The sequence below is a fragment of the Thiorhodovibrio winogradskyi genome (genome assembly GCF_036208045.1).
Taxonomy (GTDB): Bacteria; Pseudomonadota; Gammaproteobacteria; order Chromatiales; family Chromatiaceae; genus Thiorhodovibrio; species Thiorhodovibrio winogradskyi.
Window position 1 is genome coordinate 2,972,132 of record NZ_CP121472.1, and the last position, 15,841, is coordinate 2,987,972.

At 57.3% G+C, this 15,841-nt stretch carries 15 protein-coding genes; 6 read left to right on the top strand and 9 right to left on the bottom strand.

The window, feature by feature from the left end:
- Window positions 1-41: 41 nt before the first annotated feature.
- The 4 genes from Thiowin_RS13485 to Thiowin_RS13500 all read right to left on the bottom strand — a co-directional run bounded on the left by Thiowin_RS13485 (window position 42) and on the right by Thiowin_RS13500 (window position 3,716).
- Window positions 42-1,169, bottom strand: a complete 1,128-nt coding sequence (locus Thiowin_RS13485; protein ID WP_328983526.1) for a glycosyltransferase — start codon at window positions 1,167-1,169, stop codon at window positions 42-44.
- A gap of 346 nt (window positions 1,170-1,515) precedes the next feature.
- A complete protein-coding gene (locus tag Thiowin_RS13490; RefSeq protein ID WP_328983527.1) occupies window positions 1,516-2,412 on the bottom strand; it encodes a nucleotidyl transferase AbiEii/AbiGii toxin family protein in 897 nt (298 codons plus the stop codon).
- Window positions 2,399-2,947, bottom strand: a complete 549-nt coding sequence (abiEi, locus tag Thiowin_RS13495; protein ID WP_328983528.1) for a type IV toxin-antitoxin system AbiEi family antitoxin — start codon at window positions 2,945-2,947, stop codon at window positions 2,399-2,401. Before abiEi ends, Thiowin_RS13490 begins: the two co-directional genes overlap by 14 nt.
- Before the next feature lie 103 nt (window positions 2,948-3,050).
- Window positions 3,051-3,716, bottom strand: a complete 666-nt coding sequence (locus Thiowin_RS13500; protein ID WP_328988078.1) for an ATP-binding protein — start codon at window positions 3,714-3,716, stop codon at window positions 3,051-3,053.
- A gap of 399 nt (window positions 3,717-4,115) precedes the next feature.
- Here Thiowin_RS13500 and Thiowin_RS13505 point away from each other — a divergent pair, with 399 nt between their 5' ends.
- Entirely contained in the window at window positions 4,116-4,970 is an 855-nt protein-coding gene (locus Thiowin_RS13505; protein ID WP_328983529.1) for an Rpn family recombination-promoting nuclease/putative transposase, read from the top strand.
- Window positions 4,971-5,130: 160 nt separating this feature from the next.
- Here Thiowin_RS13505 and Thiowin_RS13510 read toward each other — a convergent pair whose 3' ends face one another.
- From Thiowin_RS13510 to Thiowin_RS13530, 5 genes are all read right to left on the bottom strand, one after another.
- A complete protein-coding gene (locus tag Thiowin_RS13510; protein WP_328983530.1) occupies window positions 5,131-6,276 on the bottom strand; it encodes a glycosyltransferase in 1,146 nt (381 codons plus the stop codon).
- Between the two features lie 67 nt (window positions 6,277-6,343).
- A complete protein-coding gene (locus Thiowin_RS13515) occupies window positions 6,344-6,649 on the bottom strand; it encodes a HigA family addiction module antitoxin (RefSeq protein ID WP_328983531.1) in 306 nt (101 codons plus the stop codon).
- Between the two features lie 7 nt (window positions 6,650-6,656).
- Complete coding sequence (locus Thiowin_RS13520) at window positions 6,657-6,911, bottom strand: type II toxin-antitoxin system RelE/ParE family toxin (protein ID WP_328983532.1); 255 nt, start codon at window positions 6,909-6,911, stop codon at window positions 6,657-6,659.
- A gap of 61 nt (window positions 6,912-6,972) precedes the next feature.
- Entirely contained in the window at window positions 6,973-7,971 is a 999-nt protein-coding gene (locus Thiowin_RS13525) for a glycosyltransferase (protein ID WP_328983533.1), read from the bottom strand.
- Window positions 7,964-10,378 carry a hypothetical protein gene (locus tag Thiowin_RS13530; protein WP_328983534.1) on the bottom strand — a complete coding sequence of 805 codons (2,415 nt, stop codon included), beginning with the start codon at window positions 10,376-10,378 and terminating at the stop codon, window positions 7,964-7,966. Before Thiowin_RS13530 ends, Thiowin_RS13525 begins: the two co-directional genes overlap by 8 nt.
- A 1,348-nt stretch (window positions 10,379-11,726) precedes the next feature.
- On the opposite strand from Thiowin_RS13530, the gene Thiowin_RS13535 reads away from it, so the two are divergent.
- From Thiowin_RS13535 to Thiowin_RS13555, 5 genes are all read left to right on the top strand, one after another.
- Window positions 11,727-12,011 carry an HPr-rel-A system PqqD family peptide chaperone gene (locus Thiowin_RS13535; protein WP_328983535.1) on the top strand — a complete coding sequence of 95 codons (285 nt, stop codon included), beginning with the start codon at window positions 11,727-11,729 and terminating at the stop codon, window positions 12,009-12,011.
- Between the two features lie 96 nt (window positions 12,012-12,107).
- Entirely contained in the window at window positions 12,108-12,935 is an 828-nt protein-coding gene (locus Thiowin_RS13540) for an HprK-related kinase A (protein WP_408034082.1), read from the top strand.
- Window positions 12,928-14,094, top strand: coding sequence for a nucleotidyltransferase domain-containing protein (locus tag Thiowin_RS13545; RefSeq protein WP_328983537.1), 1,167 nt, complete (start codon window positions 12,928-12,930; stop codon window positions 14,092-14,094). Before Thiowin_RS13540 ends, Thiowin_RS13545 begins: the two co-directional genes overlap by 8 nt.
- 93 nt (window positions 14,095-14,187) lie before the next feature.
- Window positions 14,188-14,385 (top strand): hypothetical protein, encoded by a 198-nt coding sequence (locus tag Thiowin_RS13550; RefSeq protein WP_328983538.1) that lies wholly within the window; start codon window positions 14,188-14,190, stop codon window positions 14,383-14,385.
- A 63-nt stretch (window positions 14,386-14,448) separates the two neighbouring features.
- Window positions 14,449-15,840 carry a TIGR03013 family XrtA/PEP-CTERM system glycosyltransferase gene (locus Thiowin_RS13555; protein ID WP_328983539.1) on the top strand — a complete coding sequence of 464 codons (1,392 nt, stop codon included), beginning with the start codon at window positions 14,449-14,451 and terminating at the stop codon, window positions 15,838-15,840.
- Window position 15,841: the final 1 nt, after the last annotated feature.

Sequence of the window (15,841 nt, forward strand, 5' to 3'; positions counted from 1 at the left end):
CGTGGTGATCCTGGGTCGATATGAAAGGGTTGCCAAAAAGCTCAAGCGCGGATTGCCTCTCGAATGCGTTGGAAGAGCTGCGTGTATTCCTCGGCCATGCGTTTCGCGGAATACTGCTGATGGACGAAATCCAGGCCGGCTTTGGTGAGAGTTTGGCCGAAGTCGGGGTGGTCAAGCAAGGTGTTCCAGTGCGCCTGCAGCGCTGCTTTGTCGCCCGCGGGCGCGAGTAAGCCAGTATGGCGATGCTGAATCAGTTGATCGATGCCTGGGATGTCATAGGCGGCGACGGGCACGCCCATGGCGGCGGCTTCCATCAGGCAGCGGGGGATGCCCTCAAGGGTACTGGTCATGGTGAAGACATCGAAGGACTTAAGCAGCTGCAGGCGGTCATCGCGAAATCCGAGGAAATGGATATCAGCCGCGCACGGCAGGCGCGCGGCATGGGCTTGCAGTTTTGCGCATTCTTCGCCATCGCCGACTAGGATGAGTTCCACGTCGTCTCGAGATTGGCGGAGTGTGGCGAAGATGTCCAGCATTTCGCCGAGGTTCTTGCGACTGATCAACTGGCCGATGAAGCCGATGCGCTTTTTCTGCTTTGGCGCGGCGGCGGCTGGGTTTTGCGCGATGGCTTCGACTTCTTTTAGGTTGACGACATTCTGGATGTAGGTCAGCCGCGCCCCGGGTACCCCGTGGCGGCGGGCATCGTCCATGAGTTGCGGGGAAAGTGGCACGACGCAGTCGGCATACCGCATGAACTTGCACCCCAGCCAGACGAAAAGCCTGAGCTTGATGTCCCGCGCGTTCTCGAAGCCATGGGGGGTGACGATGACGGGGATACCGGCCCGGCGGGCAGCGAGGATGCCGAGGATGTCTGACTTGTAGCCGTGGGTGTGGATGAGGTCGAACCGCTGGGAGGTTAGCACGTCCGCCAGCCGACGGATGGCCCGGAGGTCGAAGCGGCTGGACATGGGAATGGCATGGGTGGCCTGGCCGGTCTTTTGGTATTCCTTGACCAGTTGCAGGTCGGCATTTTGTGCTTCTGCCGTGACGGCGAGCTCGCATTGGACCTGGCTTGGGTCCAGATACTGCGCCAAGGCCAGGATCCAGCGCTCGGCGCCGTAGAAGCCGGTGGAGCAGATGAATTGCAAGACTTTGATGGGTGGCGCCATGAGCTGGAAAATCCCGGGCTGGCTGGTGAAGAATGGGGCTGAACAGCCCGCGCGGGGTGCCCTAGGCCCGTGCTGGAAAATATAGCAGATAAATCTCGAGTCATTTTTTTGCAGGCGGCCAATGCCGTGCGGTGTGCACCACGGCTGTTTGGTTTTTTGCTCCCCGATTCCCGCTCAAGCCACAGGGTCTTTTGGTACTCATCTGTTCTTATGGCGCTTCTGGCTCTGAGGCTCCGGCGGGGCGCGGTTTGTTCTGTTTGGTATTTTTTTTTTGCATCCTGGCCGCTGGAGCGGCCGGCGTGCATTCCAACGCTGGAGCGTTGGAACGAGGGGCACGAGGTGCTCATTACATCGGAAAAGATCGGGTGGTTTCGGATGCGTCGAGGGCGGCTTCAGTCTTTTTACACATATCTGCAATGAGCTCGGTTAGCCAGCTCCAGAATGCCTCTTGCATCAGTGTCTTGGCAATCATCCCTTGGGGCAAAAAACGAGCCATCTCGCGGACGAAACCCGCTTGGATTTCTGCGTCCTCAAGCAGTTGTCGTCTGCGTTCCTTAAGGCGCGCGAGGAAGTCTGGCGTGGTGCGCTGGTGATCCTTGATCTTGGCGGGTATCAGCACCAGCGGGAGTTCTGTGCCCTGTTGAACAAGCCAGCCAATGTCCCAGATGTCGCGGTGCTTGATTCGGTTTGGTCGCAAGACGAAGGCAATCAGCTTGTCAGCTAGAATCTCGTCGCGGCTTTCGGCCTGCAGAATGAGCCCGCTTGTGCCCATATCAACGCCATAGGGATTGCGCAACAGCATCGGACGACGATCATGGCTCGGAATCGCACAGATATCGATGTTGATCCGCTGGACTGGCAGATCGTGACGCCCTGGGCGGGTCATCACGCGCATCTTCCAGGTGGCGACCTTACCGCTGTCGCGGACTGGCTCACTGACCCGGACACTCAGCCCGTACTTGGCTTGTAAGCGCTCGACGAGAACATCGCCGAGACATGCAAGCGCGGCTCGATCAAATTCGGTTCCACCGGTGAAATCGAGATCCTCGCTCAACCGATTCGAGCCATAGCAGGCGCGCAAACAGGTCCCACCGATAAAAGTGAGGGCTTGTAGTAGCCCCGCCTCGGCCATTTCTCGCAGGATGTCGTGATGCAGGAGCTCTTTCTCGACAACCATGCGCAGGGGCGCCAGATCGCTTTGTTGGCGCAGCGCCTCGTCTACCAAACGATCAAAGAGCGTCATCGACAGCATCCCATTGCACGAGATCGAGATTGCGGCGCACTGCCTTCATATCTCGCAGTGCCAGTTCCACGGGGGCACGCCAGAGATGGCAGCGGCCATCGTAGATAAGTTGATCGGCCAATTCAGCAGGGCGTTTTTTTGTGTGCACAAATTCAATGGATCCAAACGCGCCACATGATAACGTGGTGGTACGCCCGGAAGACATGAGCGTGACATGATTTATCGGGATCTGCGAGATGACGCCCGCGTCGCTGAGCGCTGACTCCAGGCTGATGTAGTTGAATACACTCGCGCGCAGACGGGCTGCCGCGTGGTAGAGAAGCAGACCGTCGTTGCTGCCCACGACTGGGTAAAGATAAAGACCGCGACACACGCGCATGAGGAGCCCGTCGCGCTCGGCGCGCATAATCACCGCTCGCAAGGCGCCCGGGCGGTGCGTTGGCAGCGCCGAGCGCAAGTCAGCCAGCGTGAACAAGGCCTGTCTTTCGTTGGAGAGCGTCGCGAGCACACGAGCGAGTTGTTTGATCGGCTGCATGGGCTGAACGGTCGTCGTTTAGTTATACAAAGTATAACCAAACGTATGCCTTACAGGGCTGCCTTTCTAGACAACTTGGCCGCTGCGGCTCATTCGGCATCGCTCATTCGGCATCCAAGTCCCAGATTTCCCACCCTGGAGTCGCATCCACCCCTGGTGCGATTTCATGGCACTGTCGCATGGTGCAGGCGATCCATGCGCGCGTGGCGACCCGGTCGCCGTAAAAGGCGCGCAGCTTGGCCAGTCCGCGGGTGTCGCGCGGGCCGGGTTGTTCGGTGAGTTTGCGTTCAATCGCATGCAGCGCGCCGTTGCGTTCAATCAGCAGGTCCACCTCGTTGCCCGCTTGGTCGCGCCAGTACCAGAGGTTGGCGGAGGGCTGGTGCCAGTCGCGCCAACGCAACCATTGGATCGCCACATGGTTCTCCCACAGTGCGCCGGCTTCCCGCCCCGCCAGTAGGGTCTCGGCGGCGGCGAAGCCGAGCAGATAGGCGGCCAGTCCGGTATCGGTGAAATAGAGCTTGGGCAACTTGGCGAGACGCTTCCCCTGGGAACGATAATAGAGTTCCAACAGCAAGATTTGGTTCGACGCGACCAACACGCTGATCCATTGTTTCGCGGTGGTTGCGGAGACACCGACATCGCGTCCCAATTCGGACATATTGAGCGTTTGTCCGCAACGCGCGGCGCAGGCGCGCAGAAAACGGTCGAAATCCCGCAGGTTGCCGACGTTAAGCAGATTGCGGACATCGCGTTCAAGATAGGTGGCCAGATAGCCCTGGTACCAGCGTTCGCGATCAGGACCGGCAGGTTGACCCCTTCATGCTTGAGCGCGAACAACAGCTGCTCGAGTGGCTCATCTTGTCCGGGCGCAACCTGCGCGGGCACAAGCAGAGCATCCGCCGTCTGCGTTACCCGCGATACAGGCGCAACCCGCGCGGGTCTCGATAGAAGAAATGCCGGTAGTTGGAAGCGTTCGCAGAGCGATTGGCAGCCGAGGCAGCCCATTTTTTCTTAAAAAGCCAAGGTTTTTGTTAAAAAACGCTATCTTTCCACAGTTTTTGTTTGGTCGCTTGCACCGGGGCTCGCATGTGGCAACAATAACTGAAACACGCAGCTAGCCAGATTTATGATTAAGTCCACTTGGGCGCATCTGGGGGAGCATATCGATATGACATATTTGACTGACCGTTATATAAACTTTTTCACTGATTATGGCTTTAAGCGCTTGTTTGGCGAGGAACCGAATAAGGACTTGCTGCGGGATTTTTTGAATGAGCTGCTGAAGGAGGAGCAGGGTCGGATCGTTGATTTAACCTATTTGAAAGATGAACAGTTGGGCTCTGGCCAATTGGATCGCAAGGCGATTTTTGATTTGTATTGTGAGAATGAGCGGGGCGAGAAGTTTATTGTCGAGCTGCAAAAGGCGAAGCAGAATTTTTTTAAGGATCGTAGCGTTTATTATGCGACTTTTCCGATTCAGCAGCAGGCGCGAAAGGGAAAGTGGGATTTTCAGCTCAATGCTGTTTATACCATTGGTATTCTGGATTTTGTGTTTGATGAGGATAAAAAAGAGCCAGGCAAATACCGCTATGACATTAAGCTGCAGGATATTGTGACCAATGAGGTCTTTTATGACAAGCTGACGTTTATTTATCTGGAATTGCCAAAGTTTAACAAGACGCTCGATCAACTGGAAAACCGCTTTGAGAAATGGCTCTACGCGATTAAGCATCTTGATCGGCTTGACCGGGTACCAGATGCGCTGCGTGAACAAGTATTTGAGAAATTCTTCGCTGCGGCAGAAATCGCGAATTTCAGCCGCGAGGAGATTCAACGCTATGAGGACAGCTTGAAATACTATCGGGACTTGAAAAATTGTCTTGATACGGCGCGGGAGGAAGGCATTGAGGAGGGCATCATCAAGGTGGCGCGCAATCTGCTCGACCTGCTCGATGATGACACCATTGCTGCGAAAACGGGTTTGAGGGTGGAAGTGATTGCTGATTTGCGCCGGGAGTCATAATCGAGCCGCATCCGTTGTCGCATTCTTGTTCGCATCGGTGGCCGCAGGTGGGCGGAAAACTGATACCAGCTGAGGCCGCCAGTCGTGCTCCGGGAAGGGTCCGACCAGTCCCAGCTTTCCTTGGTGTCGATGCTGAGCAAGAAGAGCAGTTGCGGGCGTCTCAGGCTCGGACTGCCTCTCGGACGCGGTAGAAGATCTGCGTGTATTCCTCGGCCATGCGCTTGGCGGAATAGTGCTGGTGGACGAATTCCAGGCCGGCTTTGGCGAGGTCCTGGCCTTGTTCGGGGTGGTCGAGCAGTGTGTTCCAGTGGCTAAGCAGGGTGGCTTGGTCGCCGTAGGGGGCGAGCAAGCCTGTGTGTTGGTGTTTGACCAGTTGATCGATGCCGGGAATGTCGTAGGCGGCGACGGGCACGCCCATGGCGGCGGCTTCCATCAGGCAGCGGGGGATGCCTTCGAGGGTGCTGGTCATGGTGAAAAGGTCGAAGGATTTGAGCAATTCCAGGCGGTCATCGCGAAAGCCCATGAAATGGATGTCGGCGGCGGATGTGAGTCGGCTGGCGTGGGTTTCCAGCGCGGCGCGGTCGTCGCCGTCGCCGACCAGCATGAGTTCGACATCGCTGCGGGATTGTGCCAGTTTCTCGAAGATGTCGAGCATTTCGCGGATGTTTTTGCGGCTGATCAACTGGCCGATGAAGCCGATGCGTTTTTTTTGTTTGGCGCTGGACGCTTTGGGCTGTTGGGGCTGTTGGGGCTTGGCGGCGATGGCTTCGACTTCCTGAAGGTTGACGCCGTTTTGGATGTAGGTGAGCTTGGCCTCGGGCACCCGGTGGCGACGGCTGTCGTCCATCAGCTGGGGAGAGAGAGGGACGACCTGGTCGGCATGGCGGAGAAATTTGCATCCGAGCCAGACGAAGACTCTAAGTTTTAAGTCTTTGGCGTTCTCGAAGCCATGGGGGGTGACAATGACGGGGATGCCTGCCCAGCGGGCGGCGAGGATGCCGAGGATGTCGGATTTGTAGCCGTGGGTGTGAATGATGTCGAACTGCTGGGTTGTTAGCAGCTTGGCCAGGCGTTTGATAGCCTGGGGGTCGAAGCGCCCGGCCATGGGGATGGCGTGGGTGGCCAGGCCCATGCTTTGGTACTCGCGCACCAGTTGCAGGTCTGGATTCTGAGATTCGGCCGTCACGGCCAGGTCGCACTGGACTTGGGTTGGGTCAAGGTATTGGGCCAGCGCGAGAATCCAGCGCTCGGCGCCGTAGAAGCCGGTGGAGCAGATGAATTGCAAGACTTTGATTGGTCTGGTCATCGGGAGACGGGCGCCTGCGAGAATGATTGTTACGAGTTGGCCGAGGCGGTTATCCTTACTTTATTGACTATGCGCTGATTGGAACCAAGGGCTGAACATGATTCTGTGGCTGATAACGTGACAAATCATGAGTGGTCTGCAAATTAAGCCAAAACTCCGGTGATGTATTGAAAGCCTGCGATAGAAGCCAAGCTGTTTCAGGAGATACACTTCGATCCCCTCTGATCATTTCATTGATGCTTTGGACATGCATTCCGATATGAGTTGCCAATGCCTGTTGAGACAAGCCTAGTGGTTCAAGAAATTCTTTGAGTAAAATAACCCCGGGATGAGTTGCAAGTCTATGACGCGGAACCATCTTGTCACCTTTCATTCACACACTAATGGTAATCGATAATTTTGATTTCGTGGGCGCTTGGTTCGATCCACCGGAAAGCAATTCGCCACTGATTGTTAATCCGGATACTATAAAGACCAGAAAAATGCCCTTTCAAGGCTTCCAGTCGATTTCCAGGAGGGGACATCAAATCCTCCAATGATTGAGCCGCGTTGAGGATGTCCAATTTGTAAAGGGCTGTTCCTTTTATCTGTGGCGGCAGACACCGAACGCGCGCGCTCGTAACGCCGTGAAACAAATCTTACGTTGCCTGATTACCGAATGAGACTATCACGCAGGCTAGCTAGCTTGCTTTTTGATCATGCCAGCCGGGAAGACCCTGAGTGGGTAATGGGCGCGAACAGTCCACGTATCGTTCCGTACGCCCTGGCTGGAAAGTAGAGCAGATAAAATTTGACGAGCTCCGTCAAGGGAAGATCCTTGCCGGTGGTGATCTTTAGACGAAGACTGTACAGAAGCGGGGGGAGCAGGACGATGCCCGCCCCGGCAACAGACAGACCAAGAAACCCTGCCCAGACCCCAATAAGCAGGATCAGCAAACCGGCGGGGATGAGCAGCGGCATGATGAAGCTCGGGATCTCTCGCCAGGAGATGTACCGCCCGCGCACGGATTGGAAATTCGACTGACCGCGCCAGATCTCTTTTTTGAACATGGGCCAGAAAGCTTTGTCCTCCCCAAGATGGATGTAGCTGGCCTGTGAGCTGTAGAACAGGCGACCCTGGCGACGGGCTTGGTCGGTGAAATAATAATCCTCGCAGGTGACCAGATGGGGCGGGAAGCCGCCGATTGTCTCCACGGTGACGCGGCGCATGAAGAGGTTCCGGCCCGGCAGAAAGTCCACCTCGGCATCGGTCTTGGCGTTGCTGAGCGCGGTTCTGATGCGCTCAAGCACTGGGGCATCCTGGCTGTTGGCCTGGATGGCGCTGACGATGGCGTAGTCGGGGTTGTTGGTGAGCAAGGCATACATGGCCTCAAGCCAGTTCGGCGATAACTGGACATCGGCATCGAGAAAGACCACAAACTCAGAGCGGCTTTGTTCCAGCCCCAGATTGCGCAACTCGGAGATGGTGAGGCTGGCGGGTGCGTGAAGGAGCCTGACCTGGGCATCCTGCGGTACGCCGAGTGCGGTCAAGCTGAGGTCGGGTTCCTGAGTGGCCACGCAAATCTGCCAGGTCAGGGCTGTGTTCTGCTCAAAGACCGAGCGCAGGGTTTGCGCCAGCATGTCGGTGCGCCCCTTGTGGGGGACAATAAAGGCGACAGTCGGGTCGGCCCGGTCGGGGATTGTGTGATCAGGCATTGAAGCGGGCCTTCTTGAATAGGGCTTTGGTTGTCAGGTTGCGGACCGGGAGACGCGGGGCGAGCCAGCGTTGTTCCTTGCGCCAGTCGACACGCCTGAGCCGGGAGAGGAAGCCTTGCAGTATTGTCTTTGCAGTCATTGGATTGTTGTCGAAGGGAGAGCGCCCGCTTGGTCGTTCGGGGAGAGGCTCTAACCAGGCTGGCGATTGCCTGTAGTGGGTCAGCATGGGCAGGTTTTGCAGCAAGATGGCTTGGACACGGGTTAAGGCGGTTTCTTGATGGTTCGCGAGGCGGCGCTGGATCTCGGTCTCAAAGGCGTGTGCTGTTTCCCGCATGGCGTTGCGGTTGGTTGGATGGTATCTGGCCGCTGCATAGAGGATACATGCCTTGCGCAGATCTTGGGCCGTCCAGGTTTGATTGGGAAATTCCAGGATCTCCGGCTTGTCCAGGTACAGATATTCGTGGGCGAGCATCCAGTCCGCGTAGTGCAGCAGGCTGTGCACGGCATATCCCCAATGGTCGTCTGGTTGGTCGCGCTGTTCCTTGAACCAAAGATAGCGTATCACCCCTTGCAGCAGCACGGTATAGAACCAGGCGTCTTCGACATTGGAGAGGTTTCCGCGGGCGATATCGTCTCTTGGGTGAATGCTGTGGCGAATAATCCGCCCGGCATCATCAAGGTAGGCCGGGTTGCCGGTGACCCAGTAGGCATCGAGCTTGGCATTGATGAAATTCCCGGTGCCTCGATCAAGGGGATACTGACCGGTGAAGGGGTTTTTCAGGCCTGGCACTCGACGGTTTATCAAGGCCCAAGCCAGTTCCAGGACGGAATCCGTGCCGTCGTAGTAGCGGGTGATCCAATCGGTGAGTTGCAGCACGGCTGCTTTGCTCTGCTCGCAACCGGTGAGCAGGTGATGCAGCGCCAGGCCCGTGGTATAGCAATGCTGGCCGCCGGGGCCGCCGCCACCGGCATGGCCTTGGTAGATGCCCTGTGTGTGGTTGCGCGAGAAGGAGCGATGGGAAGAGGTCATCGCGGGCAGGTAGTGGTCGGTATGCCAAAACAGGCCGCCGTTGTACTCGGGCCTGTCCTCGAGGGTGTCATAGATGTCGATGTTGATGACATGGTCAACCAGGTCTCGCGCCAGTTCCCACCAACGGATGTCGCCGGTGTTCAGATAGCGGTAGAGAAAGCCGCTGATGGGGTCGTACTGGTTGTTGTAGTGGGAGACAAAAATCCCTTGCTGGTCGCTCAGGGCGGACTCGTGATCGGCGAAGAGATCGCCGAAGTTGCGCCAGCCGTAGGCATCGAGCGCTTCGCGCTTGGCGAAGAAACCCTGCTGGTCGTCCAGGGAGACATCCGTTAAGGCCTCGATGGCGGACGGCTCGGTCGGTTGTGTCAGGAAAGGGACGACCTTGGCATCAATCAGGTGGCGGAGATCGAATCGCGGCGGCGCCTCCTGGGGCGCCGCTGGACTGTCCCCGACCATCAGACGGAAGGTTTTGCTGAGCTTTTCGCCTGGCTGCAAGTCGATGCGTTCATCATCGCGATGCCAGCGCCAGGCGATCCGCCATGCGCTGTCCTCCGGCTGGCCGTGACCGGCCTGTTGGCAGATGATTTGATTGGAGAACTGCTGCCAGAAGTTACACCAGGACAGGCACAGCGACTGTTCCTCGCTTTCGAGGCGAACGATAGGCGATGCGCGATCACCGGCGATGACCCTGCCCTTGTGATGCCACCGGTAGCCTTTGAAGGGCAAGTCAACTCGCTTGTCGGCTGTCATGTGCACAGGGCTTTGCCAATGCTCGCCGCCGCTGCTGGCTTGGGTCAGGGTATCGCCCGCTTGCAGGCCGTACTCAGTGCCGTCAAGCTCCAGGACGGGCGTCGTTGCCGCCGGAGCGCGCAGATCCCAGCCGATTCCTTGAATGACCACTGAGTGGGGATCGCCCAGATCCCAGCGCCCTCCGGGATGTAAGGCGGCGCGCGGGTTGTGCAAGGTCAGGGTTGCGTCCAGATAGCCCAGGGGATGCAGGGTGACAAGGATCTGCGCCATCAGGAGGGAGTCAGGGGCAGGTTCCAGGTGGTAGAGCCACTTCAGACGTGTTTCCGAGCCTAGCCTGTGGATTTGATGCGACACCAGCCGCTCGGCGCGGAGCGATGGGCAGACCAGACTGAGTTCGCACAACCGCATGCCGTTTTTTGTGAGAACCAGTTGCGGCAGGCTTTCATCCGTCTCCCAGGCGCTGCCGTCCTGATTTGGATGCCGAGTGGGTGTTGGCCTGCCGCCTTGTTCGGGCGTTGCTGCGATTGCTGGGTTGCTGGAGGCTACCGGGGCTGCTTTGGGGTTAGAATCGCTGGCGATTCCGGATACGGCAACCCATTGGATGGAGCAGTCTGGCCAATACTGCATGATCCGGAGGCTGACTCCGTGCCAGTTGCGATCAGCAGGGAGTGTGACTTGTTCTAAGGATGAGATTGCGCCCTTGGGGAAACAAAGGCTTTGTTGCAGCCGTTCAGCGCCAAGCTGAGCTTTTTGAAACCGTAGTTGGGTCATAGGGTTAATTAGGTTCGAGCGGCTTGCTTTGAGCGCGGTGTGATGCGATGATGCCCGAGTATTTCCCTTGGGGTTGTCGGCTAGTACCGCGTTTCACGATCAGTTGCGGTCTTTGCGTTGTCTCGGTGGGAGCGGCTTTAGCCGCGACTAAAGCTGCTCCCACCGGCAAAAACCTGCATGTCGCAAAATACGCTGAAACGGGGTGCTAGCTTTACTTTGACAAAGTCACCGGCAAACAACAGGTTTTTCCGCAAAGCTGGCTGGGGCATGAGCCTTTGGTCGACATTTTTCTCTGACGGTTGAACATTGGCGATGCGTCCGTATCATACTAAACTCTAGGGTGATGGGTTGTCGCGTAGAATGCGGGGTAGGTGTTCGCTGACGGACGGCGACGTGGTTTCGGCAAGGGCGCAGTCTTTCATCTTGCCCATACTGGCCCAGACCCGAGGTTCAGGCGACTGGAAAGACGAAGCATCCAGCACATTTTTTAACATTTGTTTACGAAACGGCATCGGCGGTTAGCGCTGGGCTGATTTGGCGCAACTTTTGCTGTAGCGTTTTTGGCATTCATAAGGTCACTACGGACTCTCTTGTGTAGCTTGGATAAGCGGAGCGCAGCCACCAAAACCGCATCTTTTGGTGGATGCGCCCTTCGGGCTTATCCACCCTACGCGCTCAGCTACTAACTCGTGGAAGCGGCTTCAGTCGCTACGCAGTGATCGCGGCTGAAGCCGCTGCCACTAACCGCCAGATCAACAGGGCAAGTGGCCAGTTTTAAACGACACACCCGGCCTGCTTTTTCGTCTCACGCTGGCAAAGTATCAGTTATCAAAATCAACTTTAATGAAGGACATGTCATGAACAGCCTACCTCCAAACCCCCAAGAGCAGACGCCAACGGCAACGGGACCGAACAAGACCGTGCCGAGTGCAAGCTCCTCGCGTCGTCGCTTGCTGAAACAGGCCACATTGGCCACACCGGCGATTTTGACCTTGCGCAGTGGGGCTGTAATGGCAATGAGCAGCTGTGACCGTCAGAATGCCCGGAAAGATGCGCTCGAGACCACTATCAACAACACTGACAAATGCGGCTTAGGCGAATTTGGGCCAACTGGCGACGGTTGCGCTACAAGCTTCACAGATGCATGGAATTCCATCAATGCTGCTCTTGACCGGTGTAATTATTAAAAGCTTCGTGGACAGGAATGACAACAACTCGCGACAACCCCGAGATGTGGCGATATGACACTTTTTGTAATCAAGCTTACGATTACGAGGGAGAGCGCATTATTTATTCTCTAAGGTCAGGAGAAACACACTACCTTAACTTTTGTGCTACTGAAATACTGAAACTTTTATCCGCTAAGCCGACCACTATCAAGAGCTTGGAAAAAGGCCTGAAAAAATCGCCTTATCCAGCACCGTTAACTGAAGAAATTCAAAACATTATCAATCATTTGCACGAACACGGGATCGTAGAGCAAATCTAAACAACATTGAATATTGGCGCTCTTAAACCTTTAATTTTCACCCAAATACTGGCGCGAACGGGAATAACTGCTCGATCAGGACCATTCCAGGTACGCTTGCGAACCCCTATCAAGCCCCTTGCGTTTCTCCTGCATCACTTTTGGCAAGATTTTCCGCTTATTGACGAACACACAATTGTTGATTGTCATGTCGCGGTAGTTAAACATCAAATTTACCGTCGCTGGCCGAAAAGCGAACTGCTTTTTCTGGTCGACGGGCGCCCCCCCACCCCCCCCTATCCCTTCGCACATCACTTCCCCATGCTGGAGTGGGGCATCAATCTTTGCCTGGCACGCCGGGCCAATCATCTGCTGATGCTCCATTCGGCCGTGATGGAACGCCAGGGGTTGGCGCTGCTGTTGCCGGCCCGACCTGGCCATGGCAAATCGACCCTGTGCGTGGCGCTGATTCATTCCGGCTGGCGCTTGTTCAGCGACGAGTTTGGGCTGGTGCGCCCGGAGGATGGCCTGTTACTGCCGCTGCCGCGCCCGATGCCGCTTAAAAATGCCTCCATTGAGGTGATTCGCGCCTTTGCTCCGCAGGCCGATATCGGCCCCAAATTCGAGGGCACCCACAAGGGCACAGTGGCGCATGTGCGCCCGCCGACCGAGAGTGTGCAGCGCATGGATGAGCCGGCGCGTCCACGCTGGCTGGTCTTTCCGCGCTGGGTGGCGGACGCGCCGCTGCGCCTAGAGCCGGTGGTGAAGCCAGATGCCTTTCTAATGGTGGCCACCAACGCCTTTAATTACGACATCCTGGGGCAGACGGCCTTTGATCTGGTGGGCCACATGGTCGATGCCTGCGACTGCTATACCCTGGTGTATTCCGACTTGCGGGAGGCCATGGCGGCGCTGGATGAGCTGACAGATTCTGCCCATGACTGACAGATTGCGCCAAAAACGGCAGGCGGGGCGGTTGCTGATGGATGCCCTGCGGCAGCCGAATGATCTGCCGCTGTTGTCCATTGAGGATTGGGATCTGTTGCTGCGGGTGGCGCGTCGCACCCGGCTGCTCGGGCGTCTGGAGGCCGACCTGGCGCGACTTGGGTTGCTTGAGCGCATTCCCGAACGCGCGGCCTGCCATCTGCGCGCCGCGCGGGTGGTGGTTGCGCATCGTCAAACGCGCCTTACCTGGGAGGCGGATCGGGTGCTCTGGGCGCTGCGCGGCTTGGAGGTGCAAGTGGTCGCGCTGAAAGGCGTGGCCTATATGCTGGCCGGTCTGCCGGCGGCACGCGGGCGCATGGCGGTGGATGTTGATCTGCTGGTGCCGAAGGAACAGATCAACAGCATCGAGCAACGCCTGTTGGATCGCGGCTGGATGCACAAGGCCTTGCATCCCGATGATGATCGCTATTACCGCGATTGGATGCATGAGATCCCTGCCCTGCGCCATCGCGAGCGCGAGACCGAGGTGGATATCCATCATCGGATTTTGCCGCGCACCAGCCGATTGCAGCCGGATACAAGGTTGTTGTTGCAGCAAACCCGAGCGGTTCCTGACATGCCGATCCGGGTACTGGGACCGCACGACATGATTTTGCATGCCCTGGTGCATTTGTTTCATGAAGGGGAGCCGGACGAAGGCTTGCGCTTGCGCGATTTGGTGGATGTCGCCGATTTGCTGCGGCATTTTGCCGGGGAACCGGGATTTTGGGATGGACTTGTCCCGCGTGCCGAAGAGTTGCAACTTGGGCGTCCGCTCTACTACGGCTTGATATATTCCCGCCAGCTCCTCGGCGCGGACGTGCCGGACGCTGTTCTGCAGCAAGCACAAGGTTCGGCGCCCTCCTGGCTTGTGCGGCAAGCCATGGACTGGCTGGTGCCGCGCGCGATGCTGCCCACGCATCCGGATATTCCAAACCCCACGGCGGCCCTGGCGCGATGGGCCATTTACATGCGCGCCCATTGGCTGAGGATGCCGCTGTCGCTCTTGCTGCCGCATCTCGCGCGAAAATTCTGGCGCCGCCTGCAAGGTGCGTTTAAGAGCCGTCCCCCTCCCCTCTCGGCGGATGAAGGATCAAAAAACTCGCCTGTCAAGGAGTAAGCTGACCCTTTTCACCGCTCTGATTACTCGCTCTCACCTGGTGACGTGATACCATGGCGTCTTTAGTCATGTGTCTAGTCTTGAAGAGGGTTCATGATGAAAAAGCGCTTGTCTCTGCTAGGTTCCGTTCTCGGCTGGAGTGGTGTCGCGGTCTGTTGTCTGAGTGCGCTCGCCAAGCTCTTGGGTGCGTACTACCTGTTTGGCATGGAGAGTCTGTCGATTTTCACTGGCGGTATTGGACTTGTGGTTTTTGGCATCATGACCAAAGTTGAGGCGCTAGGGCAAGACTGACTCTTTCCGCCTTCCCGCACTGACCCAACCAGGCCGGTAGACCGACGCTGACAGAAGACTCTTATGCAATCGATTAGAATCTTCGGTCACTTCCTGCGCCTACCGCTCATCCTTCTGGCGCTGCTTGAAGGGATTGTGTTTGCGCTGTCATTCTTTGCCGCCGCGCAAATCCGCTACCAGCTGATTACCGACTCCGCGCCCTTTGGCTCGGGCGAGTTTGCCGTCTACATGCTGCTTGTGGGCGTGGTGTTCGTGCTGGCGATGGCGTCTGTCGGTTTGTACGAGGCCAGCCTGCGCGAGGGGCTGACGGGCTCGATCATCCGCATCGCGCTGGCGCTTTTTCTTGGCACCCTTGCCATTGGCGCCATTACCTTCGCGGTACCCCATATCGAGGTATGGCGCAGCGTACTGGCGGGGACCGCGGTATTGAGCTTTTTGGCGGCTACCTTGCTGCGGTTGGTGCTCTATCGGCTCGAGCCGTCGATTTTTCAGCGACGCATTCTGATTGTTGGTGATACCAGCGTGGTGAATTTCGTGCTGGCGGAGAAAGCCCGCGACTTGCTGATCGCCGGGATTGTCCCTTTGACCGAGGAGAGTTGGGAGAATGGTCACGGGATCCCCAAGTTGCCGCATGATGCGCCGCTGGTACACATAGCCACCTCGGCGGGGGTCAATGAAATTCTGCTGGCCATCAAGGACCGTCGTGGCGCCCTGCCGATGGAGGAATTGCTCGATTGCCGGATGTCGGGCATTCCGGTGCTAGAGCCACAGGACTTTGTCGAGCGCGAACTGGGCATGGTGAAGCTGGATTACCTCACGCCCAGTTGGTTGGTGCGGGCCTCGGGGTTTGACCAGGGGACCATGACGCTGCTGCTCAAGCGGCTCTTTGACCTGGCCGCCGCCGCGGGTTTGTTTGTGCTCTCAAGTCCCATTATGGCGCTGGCCGCGCTGGCAATCGCGATGGAGGATGGGTTTCGGCATCCAGTGCTGTATCGGCAGGTGCGCATTGGCAAGGACGGGCATCCGTTCAAGGTGACCAAGTTTCGCAGCATGCGGGTTGATGCCGAGGCCGATGGCAAGGCACGCTGGGCGACGAAAAACGATCCGCGCATCACCCGGGTGGGCTCTTTTTTGCGCAAGACGCGCATTGACGAGTTGCCACAGTTGGTGAGCGTGTTGAAGGGGGAGATGAGTTTTGTCGGCCCACGGCCGGAACGACCGGAATTTGTCGGGCATCTTGCAGTGAAACACCCCTATTATGCGGCCCGCTTGCGAGTCAAGCCGGGCTTGACCGGCTGGGCACAGTTGAAATATCCCTACGGCAGCACGGAAGAAGACGCGCTGCGCAAGCTGGAATACGATCTTTACTATGTGAAGAATCACAGCACTTTTCTGGATGTGCTGATTTTGCTCCAGACGGTGGAAGTGGTGCTTTTTGGCAAGGGGGCACTTTAGG

Bases quoted from the DNA above. Each gene is read 5' to 3' on its own strand.
- Thiowin_RS13530 (WP_328983534.1), bottom strand. From the start codon at position 10,378: ATGCAGTATTGGCCAGACTGCTCCATCCAATGGGTTGCCGTATCCGGA.
- Thiowin_RS13510 (WP_328983530.1), bottom strand. From the start codon at position 6,276: ATGACCAGACCAATCAAAGTCTTGCAATTCATCTGCTCCACCGGCTTC.
- Thiowin_RS13490 (WP_328983527.1), bottom strand. From the start codon at position 2,412: ATGACGCTCTTTGATCGTTTGGTAGACGAGGCGCTGCGCCAACAAAGC.
- Thiowin_RS13550 (WP_328983538.1), top strand. From the start codon at position 14,188: ATGATGAAAAAGCGCTTGTCTCTGCTAGGTTCCGTTCTCGGCTGGAGT.
- Thiowin_RS13505 (WP_328983529.1), top strand. From the start codon at position 4,116: ATGACATATTTGACTGACCGTTATATAAACTTTTTCACTGATTATGGC.
- Thiowin_RS13485 (WP_328983526.1), bottom strand. From the start codon at position 1,169: ATGGCGCCACCCATCAAAGTCTTGCAATTCATCTGCTCCACCGGCTTC.
- Thiowin_RS13525 (WP_328983533.1), bottom strand. From the start codon at position 7,971: ATGCCTGATCACACAATCCCCGACCGGGCCGACCCGACTGTCGCCTTT.
- abiEi (WP_328983528.1), bottom strand. From the start codon at position 2,947: ATGCAGCCGATCAAACAACTCGCTCGTGTGCTCGCGACGCTCTCCAAC.
- Thiowin_RS13545 (WP_328983537.1), top strand. From the start codon at position 12,928: ATGACTGACAGATTGCGCCAAAAACGGCAGGCGGGGCGGTTGCTGATG.
- Thiowin_RS13535 (WP_328983535.1), top strand. From the start codon at position 11,727: ATGACAACAACTCGCGACAACCCCGAGATGTGGCGATATGACACTTTT.
- Thiowin_RS13555 (WP_328983539.1), top strand. From the start codon at position 14,449: ATGCAATCGATTAGAATCTTCGGTCACTTCCTGCGCCTACCGCTCATC.
- Thiowin_RS13515 (WP_328983531.1), bottom strand. From the start codon at position 6,649: ATGAAAGGTGACAAGATGGTTCCGCGTCATAGACTTGCAACTCATCCC.